The sequence below is a fragment of the Microbacterium sp. genome, from assembly GCF_044508325.1.
GTDB lineage: Bacteria > Actinomycetota > Actinomycetes > Actinomycetales > Microbacteriaceae > Microbacterium.
The window spans coordinates 3,302-21,072 of sequence record NZ_JBIQHX010000006.1 but is presented as its reverse complement, the minus strand read 5'-3'; the positions used below and the strand labels follow the sequence as shown (position 1 = coordinate 21,072).

Genomic DNA, 17,771 nt, shown 5'->3' with positions numbered 1-17,771 from the left:
CCTACCCCTGCTCCACCACGATGGGGGCGCCGCGTTCGACCTCCCGTGCGATCGCCGCGTCGCAGTACGCGGCCTCCGTGCATTCGAGCGTGCCGGTGAACTCGATGGTCGCACGGGTGTTGAACGACTCGGTGACGCGTACGCGCAGACTGCAGGCGGTGAAGGGCGTGTCGGGGGCGACCACGAACCCGAGGCAGGTCTCCTCCGCACCGGCGTCGCCGCACACCGCGGGCTCCGCGGTGAGCGCGCCGTCCGGGTTGGAGATGATGTCCGTCACGGTGAAGGTCACGTTCTCCGGCGGCGCCTCCCCGCCCCAGAAGAACCCGACCGTGACGCACCACACGCCTTCCGACTCGAACTCGGGGTCACCCTGCTCGCCGAACGGCGGGCCGCCGAAATCGACGGCGGGACCGGACCGGCGGGTGTCCTGGGCGGGGTCGACCGGGCCGTCGGTGATGACCGTGCCGCCGCCGTCCTGGGCGGTCGCAGGCGGCTGCCCGTCCGCGATCGTGGCCTCCGGCGCGCACGCGCACAGCCCGATCAGCGCGAGCGCCAGCGCGAGTGCGCCGACCGGAGTCCGTGGTGAGCGGTCCATGGCACCTCCCGCAGTACCCTCCGCGGTGCGCAGAGTCTGCACTGCAATGGGGAGGCGACCAGAGGGCCGGCTGATACGTCGATGCGGAACGGATTCGGATTCACAGGTCGCCGGGGCGATCGACCGCCCCGCCGAAGCGTCGATCGCGGTCGAGGTAGAGCTGGATCGCGTGCCACAGATCGGTGCGGCTGAAGTCGGGCCACAGGGTGTCGAGGAACACCATCTCGGCGTACGCGGCCTCCCACAGCAGGAAGTTCGAGGTGCGCTGCTCCCCGCTGGAGCGCACGAACAGGTCGACATCGGGCATGTCGGGCACGTAGAGGTTCCGGCGCACGGTCTTCTCGGTGATGGCGGCCGGCCGCAGTCGCCCCGCGTCCACCTCGCCCGCGATGCGCCGGATCGCGTCCACGATCTCCAGGCGCCCGCCGTAGTTGATGCACATGGTGAGGGTGAGCCGGTCGTTGCGCCTGGTCAGCTGCTCGGCGAACTGCAGCTCCTTGATGACCGAGCCCCACAGCCTCGGGCGGCGGCCGGCCCACCGCACGCGCACGCCCCACTCGTTGAGCTGGTCGCGCCGGCGATGCAGCACGTCGCGGTTGTACCCCATCAGAAAACGCACCTCGTCGGGCGAGCGCGCCCAGTTCTCGGTCGAGAACGCGTACACGCTGAGCCACTTCACCCCTGCCTGCAGCGCTCCGGCCACGACGTCCAGGAGGACCTCTTCACCCGCTTTGTGGCCCTCGATGCGGCTGAGGCCGCGGCGGTTGGCCCAGCGGCCGTTGCCGTCCATGACGATGGCGACATGCTCGGGCACCCGCCCGCCGAACTCCGGCGGGTGCTGCCCGGTCCAGTCGACCGGGCGATAGGGCACGGCGTCGCGATGGGTGTACGGCTTGGGAGTCATCACGCGGGCTCCCGGGGGCCCGCGGAAAGGTGCGCGAGGGATCGGATGCCGCGCTCCAGATGCCACTGCGCGTACGCGGCCACGACTCCGGAGGCGCCGGCGGTCGCACGCGGGCCGGCGGCATCCACCGTGTCCCACTCCCCCGCCATGAGCGCACCCAGCAGCCGCACGGTCTCCGCGTCCACGCGGGGGCTGCCCGCCGGAGCGCAGTCGCGGCAGACGATGCCGCCGAGCTGAGCCACGAAGACGTCGTGTGGTCCGGCCCTGCCGCATCGTGCGCATTCGGCGAGGGCGGGCGCCCACCCTGCCAGCGCCATCACCCGCAGCAGGTACGAGTCGAGGATGCTGCGCGGCGCGTGCTCGCCCAGGGTCAGCGCCCGCAGCCCCCCGACCAGGAGCAGATACTGCTGCGGCCCGGATTCCGCCTCGCTGAGCCGATCGGCCGTCTCGACCATGGCGCTCGCGGCTGTGTACCGCTCGTAGTCGGCGGCGATGTCGGCACCGTACGAGCCCAGCGAGTCGGCCTGCTGCACGATGTCGAGGGATCTTCCGGTGTACAGCTGCACATCGGCGACCATGAACGGCTCCAGCCTGGCCCCGAAGCGGGAGGAGGTGCGCCGCACGCCCTTGGCCACCGCGCGGATCTTTCCGTGGCGGCGGCTGAGCATGGTGACGATGCGGTCCGCCTCGCCCAGCTTGTGGGTGCGCAGGACCACGACATCGTCGCGATAAGTGGGCACACTCGATTATCCCAGCGGAGGCGACAATGGATGCGTGACCGAAACGCTGTTCGTCATCCCGCTGTGGGCCGACCTCGTCGCGGTGGGCCTGGGCGGCGTCCAGGGTGCGCTGTTCGCGTCCGGCTTCCGCGGCCAGCGGCGCCTCGACTTCCTCGGTGTCGCGATCATCGGCATCGTCATGGGGATGGGCGGCGGGCTCATCCGCGACCTCCTGCTGAACGTCGACCTCGCGACCCTGCGCAGCGACTGGTACCTGATCACGGCGACGCTGGCTGCGCTGGTCGGCATGCTGCTGGCCGGCGTGTTCCAGCGCCTCAACAAGCTGATCGTCGGTCTGGACGCGCTCGTGATCGGGCTGTTCGGCGCGTTCGGAACCAGCAAGGCGCTCGCGATCGGCCTGCCCGTCGTCCCCGCGGTGTTCGTGGGCGTCTGCTCGGCGGTGGGCGGCGGCATCCTGCGCGACATGATGATGGGGCTGCCGGTGGCGATCATGCACGTCGGCTCCCTCTACGCGGTGGCGGCGGGAGTCGGCTGCACGGTGCTCGCGCTGTCTCACGCTCTGGGGGCTCCACTGCCGGCCGCCGCGATCGCGGGTGTGATCGTGACGACCGTGATCCGGCTTCTGGCCGTGATCTTCGACGTGTCGCTTCCGGAGCAGCGGATGCTTCACCGCCGCAAGGTGGCGGTGGAGACGACCGGCATCCCCATCATCAGGCCCGAGGCCTGAATCAGACCCCGACGAGCATCCCGGACTGCTCGCGCGTGCGGATCGCGCGATTGACCGCCGAGACGATCGCCTTCAGCGACGCCGTCGAGATGTCGCCGTCGATGCCGACGCCCCACAGGCGCTCGCCGTCCACCTGCAGCTCGACGTACGACGCCGCCTGCGCGTCGCCGCCCGCGCTGAGGGTGTGCTCGACGTAGTCGTACAGGGTGACGTCGAATCCCTGCGCGCGCACGACCTCCAGGAAGGCCGACACGGGTCCGTTGCCGACGCCGCGAGCCTGCACCGTGGCGTCGCCGTCTCGGAAGGCGACCTCCAGCGACACCTCGCCGGACATGTCGCTCTGCGTGCGGGTCGAGAGCAGCTCGAAGCGGCCCCACTTGTCGTCCGCGGCCGACGCGGGCAGGTACTCGTCGGTGAAGATCGACCAGATCTCCTCGCTCGTGACCTCGCCGCCCTCCGCGTCGGTCTTGGCCTGCACGACCCCGGAGAACTCGATCTGCAGGCGACGCGGCAGATCCAGCGCATGGTCGGCCTTGAGCAGGTAGGCGACGCCGCCCTTGCCCGACTGCGAGTTGACCCGGATGACCGCCTCGTACGACCGCCCCAGGTCCTTCGGGTCGATCGGCAGGTACGGCACCGCCCACTCCAGCTCGTCGACCGGGACGCCCGACTCGGCGGCGCGCGCCTCCATCGCCTCGAAGCCCTTCTTGATCGCGTCCTGGTGAGAGCCGCTGAACGCGGTGAAGACCAGGTCGCCCGCCCACGGGCTGCGCTCGTGCACCGGCAGCTGGTTGCAGTACTCGGCCGTCCGCTTGATCTGGTCGATGTCGCTGAAGTCGATCTGCGGGTCGATGCCCTGCGTCAGCAGGTTGATGCCCAGGGCGACCAGGTCGACGTTCCCGGTGCGCTCGCCGTTGCCGAACAGGCAGCCCTCGATCCGGTCGGCGCCCGCCATGTAGCCGAGCTCGGCGGCGGCGATCGCCGTCCCGCGGTCGTTGTGCGGGTGAAGCGACAGGATGACGTTCTCGCGGTGATCCAGGTGCCGGTTCATCCACTCGATCGAGTCGGCGTACACGTTCGGAGTGGCCATCTCGACCGTGGCGGGAAGGTTGATGATCACCTTGCGATCGGGCGCCGGCTCGAAGACCTCGAGCACCTGGTTGCAGACGTCGACGGCGAACTCGAGCTCGGTGCCGGTGTAGCTCTCCGGCGAGTACTCGTAGTAGACCTTCGTCTCGGGCACGCGCTTCTCGTACTCGCGGCACAGGCGGGCGCCCTCCAGGGCGATGTCGACGATGCCCTGCCGGTCGGTGCGGAAGACGACGTCGCGCTGCAGGATGCTCGTGGAGTTGTACAGGTGGACGATCGCCTGCTTCGCGCCCGCGATCGCCTCGTAGGTGCGCGCGATGAGGTGCTCGCGCGACTGCGTGAGCACCTGGATCGTGACGTCGTCGGGGATCGCGTGCTCGTCGATGAGCTGGCGGACGAAGTCGAAGTCGGTCTGGCTGGCGCTGGGGAACCCGACCTCGATCTCCTTGTAGCCCATCCGCACGAGCAGGTCGAACATGATGCGCTTGCGCTCGGGGCTCATCGGGTCGATGAGCGCCTGGTTCCCGTCCCGCAGGTCGACCGCGCACCAGCGCGGCGCCTTCGTGATGCGTCGGTCGGGCCAGGTGCGGTCGGGCAGGTCGACGCGGAACTGCTCGTGGTACGGACGGTACTTGTGGGTCGGCATGCCCGACGGCTGCTGAGTGTTCTCCATGGGTCGCTTCTTCGTCTTCAGGGCGGCGATTCGCCGGAATGGGCGGGCCAGCACAGGCTCCGCGACGAGGAAGGCCCTAGAACGAGGACTCGTCGCGGCGACTAAGAAGGAGCCCGCCGAAGCGCATACACGACAGATTACACCCCGTTTCCGGGCGAGAGCGACCGTCGTCCCCGTTCAGCGGCAGGTCGTGAGACGATCCGGCGCGGTGAGACACTTCCCGGACATGAGAACCGCTCGCATCGCCGCGCTCCTGGCGGCAACCGCTGTGCTGCTTTCCGCCTGCGCGACGACCGGCGGCTCGTCGCCCGGCACGCCGTCTGCGGGCATGCCGCTCGGGGCCGTCGCCCCGGCTCCGCCCGAGGGCGACGTGATCGGGCTGGGAACGGTCATGGATGTCGCGGGAGAGGTCGAACTGTGCCTGGGGCCGATCGCGGAGTCCTACCCTCCGCAATGCAGCGGAATCCCCGTGGCGGGATGGTCGTGGGACGGCGTGGAGGGATCCGACGCCTCCGGCGACGTGCGCTGGGGCGCCTACGCGGTCCAGGGCGTGTACGACGGCACCTCGTTCACCGTGACGCAGCAGCCGATCCTGCTGGCCCTGTACGACCCGATGGTTCCCGATGACCCCTTCGGGGGCGGGCCGGGCACGGCCGACGAGGCGACGCTGCTGGCGATCCAGGAGGAGCTTCCCGAACGCCTCGGCACCGACTACTTCTCCTCCTGGCCCCAGGACGGCAGGCTGCGCGTGGAGGTCCTGTGGGACGACGGCACCTGGCAGCGCGCCGCAGACGCCGAGTTCGGGACGGGAGTGGTGGTCATCGAGCCGGCGCTGCGCCCGGCCGGCTGACCGGCCGACTCAGAATCCGAGCCGGCCCAGCTGCTTCGGGTCGCGCTGCCACTCCTTGGCGACGCGCACGTGCAGCTTCAGGAACACCTTCGTGCCCACCAGCGGCTCCAGCTGCGCACGTGCCCGCGCGCCGACATCGCGCAGCCGCGACCCCCGGTGGCCGATGATGATCGCCTTCTGGCTGTCGCGCTCGACGACGATGTTCGCGTAGATGTCGGTGAGCCCTCCGCCCTCGCGCTCGGCGATGTCGTCGACGGTCACGGCGATCGAGTGCGGCAGCTCGTCGCGCACGCCTTCGAGCGCCGCCTCGCGGATGATCTCGGCGACCCGGTCCTCGAGCGACTCGTCGGTGACGACGTCATCCGGGTACAGGGGCGGGCCTTCGGGCATGAGGGCGAGGAGCTCGTCGACGAGCACGGCCAGCTGCACGCGGGTGAGCGCGGAGAGTGGGATGACGGCGGCCCAGTCGTCCCGGAGGCTGTCGACCTCGACCAGACGCTCGGCGATCTCGTCGCGCGACGCGGCGTCGGTCTTGGTGACGATCGCGACCTTCTTCGCCCGCGGATAGCCGTCCAGCGACAGTGCGATGCGGCGGTCGCCCGGCCCGACCTTCTCGGTGGCCGGCACGCAGAAGCCGATCACGTCGACGTCGCCGAGCACCTGCTCCACCAGATCGTTCAGGCGCTGTCCGAGCAGGGTCCGGGGCTTGTGGATGCCGGGGGTGTCGACGATGACCAGCTGGCCGCCCGGCCGGTTCACGATGCCCCGGATCGCGCGTCGCGTCGTCTGCGGCTTCTCGCTCGTGATGGCGACCTTCTCGCCCACCAGCGCGTTGGTGAGCGTCGACTTGCCCACGTTGGGCCGGCCGACGAACGTCGCGAAGCCGGATCTCGTCTCACTCATCAAGAGCCTCCTCTGCGGCGGCGAGCTCATCTCCGCGCTCCACGAACACGGTCGCGAGACCCCGGCCCCGGCCTCGCGACGTGCCGCCGGTGAGCACGAGGCCTTCGACGACCGCCGTCGCCCCGGGCTGCGGGATGCGCCCCAGCGCCTTGCCCAGCAGGCCGCCGACGGAATCGACGTCGTCGTCCTCGAGCTCGATGCCGAACAGGTCGCCGAGATCGTCCAGCGACAGCCGTGCGCTCACCCGGTAGTGCCCGGGGCTCAGCTCGACGACCTCCGCCGGGGTCCGGTCGTACTCGTCGGCGATCTCGCCGACGAGCTCCTCGATGAGATCCTCGAGGGTGACCAGCCCCGCGATGTCGCCGTACTCGTCCACGACCATGCACACGTGCACGGCGTCCCGCTTCATCTGCTGCAGCAGCGTCTCTGCCTTCATCGACTCGGGGACGAAGACGGCCTTGCGCGAGATGGGCCGGACCGACGCGTCGCCCCATGCCCGCTCGTCACGGAAGGCGAACTGGACGAGGTCCTTCAGGTAGAGCACGCCCACGACGTCGTCGGCGTCGCCTTCGACCACCGGCACCCGCGAGACGCCCTTGTCGAGGAACAGCTGCATCGCCTCGCGCGTGGTGGTCGAGGCATCCACCGTCACCATGTCTGTGCGTGGCACCATCACCGCGCGCACGAACCGGTCGGTGAAGTCGAACACCGAGTGGATGAGGTCGCGATCGTCCTCCTCGATGAGGTCCTGCGACGCCGCCTCGTCCACCATGCTCAGCAGCTGCTCCTCGGACGAGAACGACGCGTTGCGCACCACCCCGGGGGTAAGGCGCTCCCCGAGGGCGACGAGTCCGTGGGCGAGCGGCCCGAGGATGACGCGGACGGCGCGGATCACCGGCGCGGCGGACTGCAGCAGGCCGCGCGCGTGCTGGCGGCCGACCGTGCGCGGGCTCGCCCCGACGAGCACGAACGAGATCCCGGTCATCAGCACCGCTGCCGCGAGCATCGCCCACCAGATGTTCTGGAACAGCAGCATGAAGGCGACGGTCACCAGCACCGCCGCGGCGGTCTCGGCGAGGATCCTGATGAACACGACCGCATTCATGTGCGCATCCGGGTCGTCGGCCATCGCGCGCAGCGACCCGCTGTTGCGGCCGGACTGGGCGAGCTCGGCGAGATCGGCGCGTGAGGTGACGCTCAGCGCGGCGTCGATTGCGGCCATCAGGCCGCCGAACGCGACCAGGAGCACCGCTGCGGCGAGCAGCAGGACCGCCGTCATGATCGGGGTTTGCGGCGCTCGGCGTGCTCGAACCCGATGATGAGCTCGCGCTGGAGTCCGAACATCTCGCGCTCCTCGTCCGGCTCGGCGTGGTCGAAGCCCAGCAGGTGGAGCAGGCCGTGCGTGGTCAGCAGCACCAGCTCGGCCAGCGTCGAGTGTCGCGCCTCCTGCGCCTGGGTCTCGGCGACCTGCGGGCACAGGACGATGTCGCCGAGGAGTCCCGCGGGCGTGGGCGAGTCCTCGGTGCCGGGACGCAGCTCGTCCATCGGGAAGCTCAGCACGTCGGTGGGCCCGGGCTCGTCCATCCACTGCACGTGCAGCGCTTCCATGGCGCCCTCGTCGACGAGGATGATGGCCAGCTCGGCCTCCGGACTCACGTGGAGTTCCCCGAGCGCGTACTCGACCAGGCGGAGCAGCTTGGACTCGTCGACCTCGACGCCGGACTCGTTGGTGATCTCGATGGTCATCGGATGCCTCGCTTCGGCTGCCGGTCGCCTGGGCCGGCGCGGCCGGCGCGGCGCTCGGCGCGGTTGGCGAACTCGGCCGCCTGATCGCGCTCGTGGCGGGCCGCGACGCGCTGCTCGTCGTAGGCGCTGTAGGCGTCGACGATCCTCCCGACGAGGCTGTGCCGCACGACGTCGTCGCTGGTGAGGGTCGCGAAGTGGATGTCGTCGACGTCCTTGAGCACGCGCGTCACGAGCCTGAGGCCCGATGCGCTCTGCGGCAGGTCGATCTGGGTGATGTCGCCGGTGACGACCATCTTCGTGCCGAATCCGAGCCGGGTCAGGAACATCTTCATCTGCTCGGGCGTCGTGTTCTGCGCCTCATCGAGCACGACGAACGAGTCGTTCAGCGTCCTTCCGCGCATGTACGCCAGCGGCGCGACCTCGATCGTGCCGGTCGCGATGAGCTTGGGCAGGATCTCCGGATCCATCATCTCGTTGAGCGCGTCGTACAGCGGGCGCAGGTAGGGATCGATCTTGTCGGTGAGGGTCCCCGGCAGGAATCCGAGCCGCTCCCCCGCCTCGATGGCCGGTCGGCTCAGGATGATGCGGCCGACCTCCTTCCGCTGCAGGGCCTGCACGGCCTTGGCCATCGCGAGGTAGGTCTTGCCGGTGCCGGCCGGGCCGATCCCGAAGACGATCGTGTTGTCGTCGATCGCGTCGACGTAGGCCTTCTGACCGAGGGTCTTCGGACGGATGACCTTGCCCCGCGATGAGAGGATCGCCTCCCCCAGCACCTCGGACGGGCGCGGCGCCCCCTCGGTGCGCAGCAGCCGGCTCGACGACGACACGTCAGCCGGGCCCAGGTCGTGGCCGGCGCGCGCCATGGAGAGCAGCTCGTCGACGAGGCTGCGCGCGGCCGCGACGTCGTCGCGGCCCCCGGCGAGGGTGATCTCGTTGCCGCGGACCAGGACGTCGACCTCGGGGTGCTCCGCCTCGACCATCCGCAGCAGCCGGTCCTGAGGTCCGAGCAGCTGCACCATGGCCACGCCGTCGGCGAGGATCGTCTCGCTGACCCGATCGGAGTCGGAGGCGTCAGGCACCGGTGCTCGCTTCGTCGAGTCCGCCGGCGAGCACGTGCGCGTGCACGTGGAAGACCGACTGGCCTCCGCCGGGACCGGTGTTGAAGACGAGGCGGAAGTCGCCGTCCGAATGCTCGGCGGCGAGGGTGTTGGCAAGCCCCACCATCTCCGCCAGCAGCTCCGGGTCCGAAGCGGCCAGCTCGACCACGTTCCGGTACTCGGGCGTCTTCGGGATCACCAGCAGGTGGATCGGCGCACGCGGGTTGATGTCGCGGATCGCGAACGTGTTCTCGGTCTCGGCGATGATCTCGGAGGGGATCTCGCCCTCCAGGATGCGCGTGAAGATCGACGGCTCGCTCATGGGCCCAGTCTAGTTATCGTCCTCCGCCGCCGGTCACCAGCGGCCCAGCAGCACGCTGACGACCGCGAGGGCTGCGGGGCCGGCCGTCGAGGTGCGCAGGACGGTGTCGCCGAGGCGCACCGCCGCGGCGCCGGCATCGGCGAGCTGTGCGAGCTCCTCGGGAGCGATCCCCCCCTCCGGGCCCACGACGAGCACGATGTCGCCGTCTTCGCCGAGATCCGCACCCGAGAGGGAAGCGGTGGCCGTGGGCTCCAGCACCAGCATGCGGGATGCCGCGGCGCGCGCCGCCAGCGCCGCGGTGGATGCCGGCGGCGTCACCTCCGGCATCCAGGCCCGATGCGCCTGCTTCGCCGCCTCGCGGACGATGGACCTCCAGCGCTGCCGTCCCTTCTCGGCCTTCGGGCCCTCCCATCGCGAGACGCTTCGGGCCGCCTGCCAGGGCACCACCTCGTCGACGCCGAGCTCGGTGGCCGCCTGGACGGCGAGCTCGTCGCGGTCGCCCTTGGCGAGCGCCTGCGCCAGCACGAGCCGGCGCCACGGAGGCGGCACCTCGTCGCGCGCGGTGATGCGCACGATCACCTCGCGCGGCTGCGTGCTGTCCACCACTCCCGCCAGCCACGTGCCACGCCCGTCGCCGACGGTGACCTGCTCGCCGGGCCGCACCCGGCGCACGGACGCGGCGTGATGAGCCTCGGCGCCGGTGAGCACCACCGTCTCGCCGGGCCGGGCGCCGGCATCGTCGACGAGGAAGTGCAGCGCCATGGCTCAAGCGCTCTGGCGGAACCGGTCGCGCAGCCGGGCGAACAGGCCCTGGTGGAACTCGGCCAGCTTGGGCGGGGGCGCCTTGGTGCGCTTGGCGAATTCCTCGATGAGCGCTCGCTCCTTCGCGTCCAGCCGGCTCGGGGTGACCACGTGGACGCCGACCCGCAGATCACCGCGGGTGGTGCCCCGCAGCGGAGTGATGCCGCGACCTTTCACGGTGATGACGTCGCCGGCCTGGATGCCCGGGCGGATCTCGAGCTCCACGGGTCCGTCCAGCGCCTCGAAGGTCGTCGAGGTGCCCAGGATCGCGTCGGACATCGACACCTCCAGCGTGGCCAGCAGGTCGTCGCCGTCGCGGCTGAAGATCTCGTGGTTGGCCACCGTGATCTCCAGGTACAGGTCGCCGTTGGGGCCGCCGCCCGGCCCGACCTCGCCGGAGCCGGGCAGCTGCAGCCGCAGGCCCGTCTCCACGCCCGCGGGGATGTCGATCGACACCGTGCGGCGGGAGCGCACCCGGCCCTGCCCCTGGCAGGTCGCGCACGGGTACGGGATGACCGTGCCGTAGCCCTGGCAGGCGCCGCACGGCTGGGAGGTCACGACGTTGCCGAGGAGACTGCGCACCGTCCGCTGCACGTGGCCGCTGCCGCCGCAGATGTCGCAGGTCACCGGCTGCGTACCGGGCTGGCAGCACGATCCCTGACAGGTCTCGCACAGCACGGCGGTGTCGACCTCGATGTCGCGGTGGACGCCGAAGATGACGTCGCCCAGCTGCAGGGTGATGCGCACGAGCGCGTCCTGGCCGCGCTCGCGCCGCGACCGCGGCCGGCCCTGGCGCGTGCCCGCACCGCCGAAGAACGTCTCGAAGATGTCGCCGAATCCGCCGAAGCCCTCTCCGGTGAAGCCGCCGCCGAACGCCCCCGCACCGCCCATGTCGTAGCGGCGCCGCTGCTCGGGGTCGCTGAGCACGTCGTAGGCGTGCGTCACGAGCTTGAAGCGCTCCGCGGCGTCCTCGCCCGGGTTCACGTCCGGATGGAGCTCGCGGGCGAGTCGGCGGTACGCCTTCTTGATGTCCTCCGGGCTCGCGTCCCGCGAGACACCCAGGACCTCGTAGTGGTCAGCCATCCTGCCTTCCTGTGCGCGCCGGAGCACGCGATCGGTGTGTGCGCCTGCCTCAGCGGTGCTGCTCGTCTTCCTCCAGCAGGCGCGACAGATACCGCGCCACCGCGCGGGCGGCCGCGAGGTTCGAGGGATAGTCCATCCGCGTGGGACCGAGCACGCCCACGCGCGCCGCGCCGCCCGAGCTGTCGTAGTCGCTCGTGATCACGGACGCCTCGGCGAGACCGAACGGCTCGTTCTCGCGTCCGATGCTGGCTGCCAGCCCGTGCTCGTCCGCGACCATCTCCCCCACCAGGCGCAGGAGCGTGACCTGCTCCTCGATGGCCTCCAGCAGGGGGTAGATGCTGCCGCGGAAGTCGTGCTCGCGCCGGGCGAGGTTGGCCGTGCCGGCCATCACGAGCCGGTCCTGGCGGAAGTCCTCGAGCTCTTCGGCGACCGACTCGGCGATCGCCGCCAGCGCGGCCGCCGTCGGCGAAGACGGCGCGTCGAGCCCGGCGCGCAGCTCGGACACGCGCTCGACGCCCACGGAGACCGGTCGGCCCGTGATGAGCGAGCCCAGCCGCGCGCGGATGGTCGCGATGTCGGCCTCATCGAGATCGGCGCCGACCACGGTGATCCGCTGCGACACGCGCCCGGTGTCGGTCACGATGACCACGAGCAGCCGATTCGGCGCCAGCGCCACCAGCTCGACGTGGGTGACCGTGGCACGCTCGAACGACGGATACTGCACGAGCGCCACCTGACCGGTCAGCCGGGTCAGCACCCGCACGGTGCGCATCAGCAGGTCGTCGAGGTCGGTCGTCTCGCCGAGGAAGCGCGTGATCGCGGTGCGCTGGGCGGTGCTCAGCGGGCGCAGCTCGGCGAGGTGGTCGACGAACACGCGATAGCCCTTGTCGGTCGGGATGCGTCCGGACGAGGTGTGCGGTGCCGTGATGAGGTCTTCGTCCTCGAGCAGCGCCATGTCGTTGCGGATCGTCGCAGCCGACACCCCGAAGTGGTGACGCTCGACGATCGCCTTGCTGCCGACAGGCTCGTGCGTGTCGACGTAGTCCTGCACGATGGCGCGGAGCACCTGCAGGCCGCGTTCGGTGACCATGATGCTCCCTCCTGGCACTCTTCCTCTCAGAGTGCCAATTCTACCCGTCCGCAGTGAGCGCGCGCACGACCGCGTCTGCGAGCAGGCGCCCGCGCCGCGACAGCACGATCGTCCCACGAACCGCAGCGGTGCCGTCCACGAGCCCGTCCGCCACCAGCGCCGCGACGGCCCGCCGCCCCGCATCGGTCAGCTCCGCGACGGGCAGCCCCTCTCGGATGCGCGACCGCAGCAGCACCTGCTCCAGGGAGCGGGCTGCGGCATCCGGCGTCTCGCGCGCGGCCGCCGGGGAACGCCCCGCCGCCAGCCGCTGCGCGTACGCTGCGGGATGCTTGACATTCCACCAGCGGGTGCCGGCGATGTGGCTGTGGGCGCCCGGACCGAACCCCCACCAGTCCGCGCCTCGCCAGTAGGCGAGGTTGTGGCGCGACCGGTGCTCGTCGTCGCGGGCCCAGTTCGACACCTCGTACCAGGCGAAGCCCGCCTGTGTCAGCAGGTCGTCGGCGAGCTCGTACATGTCCGCCTGAAGGTCGTCGTCGGGCAGGGGCACCTCGCCACGGCGGATCTGCCGCGCGAGCCTGGTGCCGTCCTCGACGATGAGCGCGTAGGCGCTGACGTGGTCCGGCTCCAGGTCCAGCGCCGCCTCGAGGGAGGCGCGCCAGTCGGCGATCGACTCCCTCGGCGCGCCGTAGATGAGGTCGAGGCTGACGGCAAGGCCCGCGCGGCGCGCGGCGCGCACCGCCGTCGCGACGTTCTCGGGCCGATGGGTGCGGTCGAGCGCGGCCAGCACGTGCGGGACCGAGGACTGCATCCCGATCGACATACGGGTGACTCCGGATGCCTGCAGCTGCGCGGCTGCGGCATCGGTCACCGTGTCAGGGTTCGCCTCGACGGTGACCTCCGCGTCCGCGGCGACGCCGAACGCATCCCGCACGCCGTCGAGCATGCGGACGAGGTCACCGGGCGGGAGCAGCGTGGGCGTTCCCCCGCCGAAGAAGACCGTGCCGGCCGTGCGCAGGGGCGCCCGTTCGCCGAGCACGCGGACGGCCAGCGCGATCTCGCGCAGCAGGGTGTCGGCGTACTCGTCCCGCCGGGCGCCGCGGAGCTCGGCCGCGGTGTACGTGTTGAAGTCGCAGTACCCGCACCGCACGCGACAGAACGGCACGTGCAGATACACGCCGAACGCGGTCTGCGCGTCGATCCTCGTCCCCTCCGGCAGCGTGCCGTCGACGGGGACCGGATCACCGGCGGGCAGCGGACCGCCCACGTCAGGCCGGGGTCGCGTACAGCGGTGAGATCGCCCGCAGATACCGCGTGAACAGCTCGCGCCGGCGCCGGCGCACCAGACCCCGGAACACCCGGTACAGCACCGCCTTGGGGGCGTCGAACGCGCGCACCGTGAACCAGACCTCGTCGTTGTCGAGCCAGTCGAGCATGAACGACTCCTCGCCGCTGACGACGGAGTCGGCCACCGTCCCCAGGGCGAACCCGACGCGCCGCGGCTCCTCGACGGCGAAGATGACCCGCAGCTCGCCGTCGGCGCGCATGCCGGCGACGCGACCGCGCAGCCGCACAGTGGTGCCTGGGCTCACGAACGGCGTGCCGTCCTCGTCGAACCGCTGGTCGGCCTCCAGCCGCGTCGGCGCGATCGGGTGGCCCTCGCTGTCGAAGCTCACGCCCGAGTACATCGGTCCGGAGGCCGGGCGCACGTCGCTCAGCTGCAGGCCGGCTGCCCGCTGCGCCGTCCACGACAGCAGCGCCTCGCTCGCGCTCTGGAACCGCGACTCACCGCTGCCGATGCGCCAGGACTCGGCCGCGGGGAGGCTGCGCTCCGGGGGGTACTGCAGCAGATCGGCTGCCTGCGTCGCCCCCACCGCGGCGTAGTCGACCGTGTCGTCGTTGAAGCTTCCGCGGCGCATGGGTTCCAGCCTAACCCGGGCTATCTGCCCTTGTCCTTGCCCTCGACGTCGCCCGAGAGCGCGGCGATGAACGCCTCCTGGGGGACCTCGACGCGCCCGACCATCTTCATGCGCTTCTTGCCCTCCTTCTGCTTCTCGAGGAGCTTGCGCTTGCGGGTGATGTCGCCCCCGTAGCACTTCGCGAGCACGTCCTTGCGGATCGCGCGGATGTTCTCGCGGGCGATGATGCGCGCGCCGATCGCCGCCTGGATCGGCACCTCGAACTGCTGCCGCGGGATGAGCTTGCGCAGCCGCTCGGTCATGAGGGTGCCGTAGGCATAGGCCTTCTCGCGGTGCACGATCGAGCTGAAGGCATCCACCTTCTCGCCCTGCAGCAGGATGTCGACCTTCACCAGGTCGGCCTCCTGCGAGCCGTTCGGCTCGTAGTCGAGGCTCGCATACCCCTGGGTGCGGCTCTTGAGCTGGTCGAAGAAGTCGAAGACGATCTCACCGAGGGGGATGCTGTAGCGCAGCTCGACGCGGTCCTCCGAGAGGTAGTCCATGCCCAGGATCTGCCCGCGCCGGGACTGGCACAGCTCCATGACGGTGCCGACGTAGTCCTTCGGGGTGAGGATCGCCGCCTTCACCATCGGCTCCTCGACGACGGCGACCTTCCCGTCCGGGTACTCGCTCGGGTTGGTGACCACGACGTGCTCCCCCGTGTCGGTGGTCACGTCGTAGACCACGCTGGGCGCCGTCGTGATGAGGTCGAGGTCGAACTCGCGCGAGAGCCGCTCGGTGACGATCTCCAGGTGCAGGAGCCCCAGGAATCCGCAGCGGAAGCCGAAGCCGAGGGCGACCGAGGTCTCCGGCTCGTACTGCAGGGCGGCATCCGAGAGCTTGAGCTTGTCGAGCGCCTCGCGCAGGTCGGCGTAGTCGCTGCCGTCGATCGGGTAGATGCCGGAGAACACCATGGGCTTCGGGTCGGTGTAGCCGGGCAGCGGCTCGGCGGCGGGCCTGCGCTGATCGGTGATCGTGTCGCCGACCTTGGACTGGCGTACGTCCTTGACCCCGGTGATGAGATAGCCGACCTCACCCACGCCGAGCCCCCGCGTGGGGATCGGCTCGGGGCTCGACACCCCGATCTCCAGCAGCTCGTGCGTCGCCTTGGTCGACATCATCTGGATCCGCTCGCGCGGGTGGAGACCCCCGTCGACCATGCGCACGTAGGTCACCACGCCGCGATACGCGTCGTAGACCGAATCGAAGATCATCGCGCGCGCCGGCGCGTCGGGATCGCCGGTGGGGGCGGGGATGTCGCGCACGATGCGATCGAGCAGCTCTTCGACCCCGGCACCGGTCTTGCCGGAGACGCGCAGCACGTCGTCCGGATCGCCGCCGATGAGGTTCGCCAGTTCGGCCGCGAACTTCTCCGGGTCGGCGGCGGGCAGGTCGATCTTGTTGAGCACCGGGATGATGTGCAGGTCGTGCTCCAGTGCGAGGTAGAGGTTCGCGAGCGTCTGCGCCTCTATGCCCTGGGCGGCATCCACCAGCAGGATCGCGCCCTCGCAGGCGGCCAGCGACCGGCTCACCTCGTAGGTGAAGTCGACGTGGCCGGGCGTGTCGATCATGTTGAGCGCGTAGGTGGCCGCGTCCGCTCCCTGAGCCGGCGCGGTGGCCCACGGCATCCGCACCGCCTGGCTCTTGATCGTGATGCCGCGCTCGCGCTCGATGTCCATGCGGTCGAGGTACTGGGCGCGCATGTCGCGGTCCGCGACCACTCCGGTGATCTGCAGCATCCGATCGGCGAGGGTCGACTTGCCGTGGTCGATGTGCGCGATGATGCAGAAGTTGCGGATCAGCTCGGGCGGTGTCGCGGAGGGCTCGAGGGGGTGGAGGGCACGTGGTGACATGTCCTGTCGATTCTAGGCGTCATAGCCTGTGAGCATGGTGGCGCAGGTCGTCTTCGTGCACGGCATCCGCACGTCCGCCACCATGTGGCGCGCGCAGGTCGAGCATCTCGTGCAGCAGGGGGTCGCGGCGGTCGCCGTGGACCTGCCGGGGCACGGCTCGCGACGGGCCGAGGAGTTCACTCTGGCGGGCGCGTTCGAGACGATCGACAGGGCGGTTCTCGAGGCGGCCGAGCGGGGCCGGGTGCTCCTGGTCGGACACTCGATGGGCGGGCTCCTGTCGATCGAGTACGCCGGCGGTGAAGACCCTCCGCCGATCGCGGGCTTCGTCGCCGCATCGTGCACCGCGGTGCCGCGCGGCATGGGCCTGGCCGCCTACCGGCTGCTGGCCCGCGGCTTCGACTCCCTGCCCGATCGGGGTCAGCGCATCACCGACCTCGTGCTGGACCGCACGCTGCCCGCCGAGACCCGGCTGGACTTCGGCGCCGGCGGCTACGCGTACGACGCGCAGGACACCGCGCTGCGCAGCCTCTCGGTGCTCGATCTGCTGGCGGCCTTGGGGCGCATCCGCGTGCCGCTCTGGTTCGTGAACGGTCAGTTCGACCAGCTGCGGGTGAACGAGCGCCTCTTCCGGCGCGTCGCCCCGGACGCCGAGCTCATCGTGGTGCCGCGCACCTCGCACCTGGTGACGGCGATGCGCCCGCGCGTGTTCAACGCTCTGCTGGATCTGGCTGTCGCGACGATCGAGGACTCCGGGTCGCGAGGTTCATGACCCCGCCGGCAGCAGTGCGTCGACGATCCGGTCGTAGTGGTCGAGACCGGCCGGGTTCGCGGTGCCGGCGCCGTCGGGATCGACCCGCACCCACGACAGCGGTCGCACCGACGCCGCCGCGCGGTCGATCGGCGGCGGCCGTTCCTGGTAGACTCGCCTATTGGCTTGCGTGTGGGTTCTTCCCGCACACCGCCGTGCGGCATCCCTCTCCTGCCACCGGCACTCCACCGATATCCCTGAACGAAAGAGCACGTCGAACGTGGCGAACATCAAGTCGCAGATCAAGCGCAACAAGACCAACGAGAAGGCGCGCGAGCGCAACAAGGCCGTCAAGACCGAGCTGAAGACCGCGGTCCGCCGTACCCGTGAGGCCGTCGCAGCAGGCGACAAGGCCGCAGCGGAGAAGGCCCTGGGCACCGCGACCAAGAAGCTCGACAAGGCCGTGAGCAAGGGCGTCATCCACGAGAACCAGGCGGCGAACCGCAAGTCGGCGATCGCCAAGCAGGTCGCCGCGCTCTGAGTCGTCTGCGAAGGCCCGTCCCGTGACCGGGGCGGGCCTTCGTCGTCCCTCGAC

At 70.6% G+C, this 17,771-nt stretch carries 20 protein-coding genes; 4 read left to right on the top strand and 16 right to left on the bottom strand.

What is annotated here, in order from left to right:
- Position 1 precedes the first annotated feature (1 nt).
- The 3 genes from ACIWQI_RS06645 to recO form a co-directional block, all read right to left on the bottom strand.
- Positions 2-595 (bottom strand): hypothetical protein, encoded by a 594-nt coding sequence (locus tag ACIWQI_RS06645; RefSeq protein WP_396656356.1) that lies wholly within the window; start codon positions 593-595, stop codon positions 2-4.
- Positions 596-695: 100 nt separating this feature from the next.
- The gene (locus ACIWQI_RS06640; RefSeq protein WP_396656517.1) at positions 696-1,499 is read right to left on the bottom strand and encodes an isoprenyl transferase; all 804 of its coding nucleotides are present in this window, start codon (positions 1,497-1,499) and stop codon (positions 696-698) included.
- The gene (gene recO / locus ACIWQI_RS06635) at positions 1,499-2,239 is read right to left on the bottom strand and encodes a DNA repair protein RecO (protein WP_396656355.1); all 741 of its coding nucleotides are present in this window, start codon (positions 2,237-2,239) and stop codon (positions 1,499-1,501) included. Before recO ends, ACIWQI_RS06640 begins: the two co-directional genes overlap by 1 nt.
- Before the next feature lie 34 nt (positions 2,240-2,273).
- Between recO and ACIWQI_RS06630 the strand changes: the two genes are divergently transcribed.
- Positions 2,274-2,966, top strand: a complete 693-nt coding sequence (locus ACIWQI_RS06630) for a trimeric intracellular cation channel family protein (RefSeq protein ID WP_396656354.1) — start codon at positions 2,274-2,276, stop codon at positions 2,964-2,966.
- A 1-nt stretch (position 2,967) separates the two neighbouring features.
- Here the strand turns inward: ACIWQI_RS06630 and leuA are convergent, their stop codons facing one another.
- Positions 2,968-4,728 carry a 2-isopropylmalate synthase gene (gene leuA / locus ACIWQI_RS06625; protein ID WP_396656353.1) on the bottom strand — a complete coding sequence of 587 codons (1,761 nt, stop codon included), beginning with the start codon at positions 4,726-4,728 and terminating at the stop codon, positions 2,968-2,970.
- A gap of 226 nt (positions 4,729-4,954) precedes the next feature.
- Here leuA and ACIWQI_RS06620 point away from each other — a divergent pair, with 226 nt between their 5' ends.
- A complete protein-coding gene (locus ACIWQI_RS06620; protein ID WP_396656352.1) occupies positions 4,955-5,578 on the top strand; it encodes a hypothetical protein in 624 nt (207 codons plus the stop codon).
- Between the two features lie 9 nt (positions 5,579-5,587).
- Here ACIWQI_RS06620 and era read toward each other — a convergent pair whose 3' ends face one another.
- Genes era through lepA form a run of 11 tightly spaced genes read right to left on the bottom strand, consistent with a single transcriptional unit; the run spans position 5,588 to position 16,428 of the window.
- Entirely contained in the window at positions 5,588-6,481 is an 894-nt protein-coding gene (gene era / locus ACIWQI_RS06615) for a GTPase Era (RefSeq protein ID WP_396656351.1), read from the bottom strand.
- A complete protein-coding gene (locus ACIWQI_RS06610) occupies positions 6,474-7,760 on the bottom strand; it encodes a hemolysin family protein (protein WP_396656350.1) in 1,287 nt (428 codons plus the stop codon). Before ACIWQI_RS06610 ends, era begins: the two co-directional genes overlap by 8 nt.
- Positions 7,757-8,227, bottom strand: coding sequence for an rRNA maturation RNase YbeY (gene ybeY, locus ACIWQI_RS06605; RefSeq protein ID WP_396656349.1), 471 nt, complete (start codon positions 8,225-8,227; stop codon positions 7,757-7,759). Before ybeY ends, ACIWQI_RS06610 begins: the two co-directional genes overlap by 4 nt.
- Positions 8,224-9,246 carry a PhoH family protein gene (locus ACIWQI_RS06600; RefSeq protein WP_396656516.1) on the bottom strand — a complete coding sequence of 341 codons (1,023 nt, stop codon included), beginning with the start codon at positions 9,244-9,246 and terminating at the stop codon, positions 8,224-8,226. The genes ybeY and ACIWQI_RS06600 overlap by 4 nt, the downstream gene beginning before the upstream one ends.
- Before the next feature lie 52 nt (positions 9,247-9,298).
- On the bottom strand, positions 9,299-9,646 hold the full coding sequence (locus ACIWQI_RS06595) for an HIT domain-containing protein (protein ID WP_396656348.1): 348 nt from the start codon (positions 9,644-9,646) through the stop codon (positions 9,299-9,301).
- A gap of 33 nt (positions 9,647-9,679) precedes the next feature.
- Positions 9,680-10,408 carry a 16S rRNA (uracil(1498)-N(3))-methyltransferase gene (locus ACIWQI_RS06590; RefSeq protein WP_396656347.1) on the bottom strand — a complete coding sequence of 243 codons (729 nt, stop codon included), beginning with the start codon at positions 10,406-10,408 and terminating at the stop codon, positions 9,680-9,682.
- Between the two features lie 3 nt (positions 10,409-10,411).
- Positions 10,412-11,530 carry a molecular chaperone DnaJ gene (gene dnaJ / locus ACIWQI_RS06585; protein WP_396656346.1) on the bottom strand — a complete coding sequence of 373 codons (1,119 nt, stop codon included), beginning with the start codon at positions 11,528-11,530 and terminating at the stop codon, positions 10,412-10,414.
- Between the two features lie 49 nt (positions 11,531-11,579).
- Positions 11,580-12,620, bottom strand: a complete 1,041-nt coding sequence (hrcA, locus tag ACIWQI_RS06580; protein WP_396656345.1) for a heat-inducible transcriptional repressor HrcA — start codon at positions 12,618-12,620, stop codon at positions 11,580-11,582.
- A gap of 40 nt (positions 12,621-12,660) precedes the next feature.
- Positions 12,661-13,884, bottom strand: coding sequence for a radical SAM family heme chaperone HemW (gene hemW / locus ACIWQI_RS06575; protein ID WP_396656344.1), 1,224 nt, complete (start codon positions 13,882-13,884; stop codon positions 12,661-12,663).
- Position 13,885: 1 nt separating this feature from the next.
- On the bottom strand, positions 13,886-14,536 hold the full coding sequence (locus ACIWQI_RS06570; RefSeq protein WP_396656343.1) for a DUF1990 family protein: 651 nt from the start codon (positions 14,534-14,536) through the stop codon (positions 13,886-13,888).
- A 20-nt stretch (positions 14,537-14,556) separates the two neighbouring features.
- Positions 14,557-16,428, bottom strand: coding sequence for a translation elongation factor 4 (gene lepA / locus ACIWQI_RS06565; RefSeq protein WP_396656342.1), 1,872 nt, complete (start codon positions 16,426-16,428; stop codon positions 14,557-14,559).
- 34 nt (positions 16,429-16,462) lie between these two features.
- On the opposite strand from lepA, the gene ACIWQI_RS06560 reads away from it, so the two are divergent.
- Positions 16,463-17,197 (top strand): alpha/beta fold hydrolase, encoded by a 735-nt coding sequence (locus ACIWQI_RS06560; RefSeq protein WP_396656341.1) that lies wholly within the window; start codon positions 16,463-16,465, stop codon positions 17,195-17,197.
- Here ACIWQI_RS06560 and ACIWQI_RS06555 read toward each other — a convergent pair.
- Entirely contained in the window at positions 17,192-17,305 is a 114-nt protein-coding gene (locus ACIWQI_RS06555; RefSeq protein ID WP_396656340.1) for a family 1 glycosylhydrolase, read from the bottom strand. The genes ACIWQI_RS06560 and ACIWQI_RS06555 overlap by 6 nt on opposite strands.
- A gap of 151 nt (positions 17,306-17,456) precedes the next feature.
- On the opposite strand from ACIWQI_RS06555, the gene rpsT reads away from it, so the two are divergent.
- Positions 17,457-17,717 (top strand): 30S ribosomal protein S20, encoded by a 261-nt coding sequence (gene rpsT, locus ACIWQI_RS06550; RefSeq protein WP_396656339.1) that lies wholly within the window; start codon positions 17,457-17,459, stop codon positions 17,715-17,717.
- Positions 17,718-17,771 lie beyond the last annotated feature (54 nt).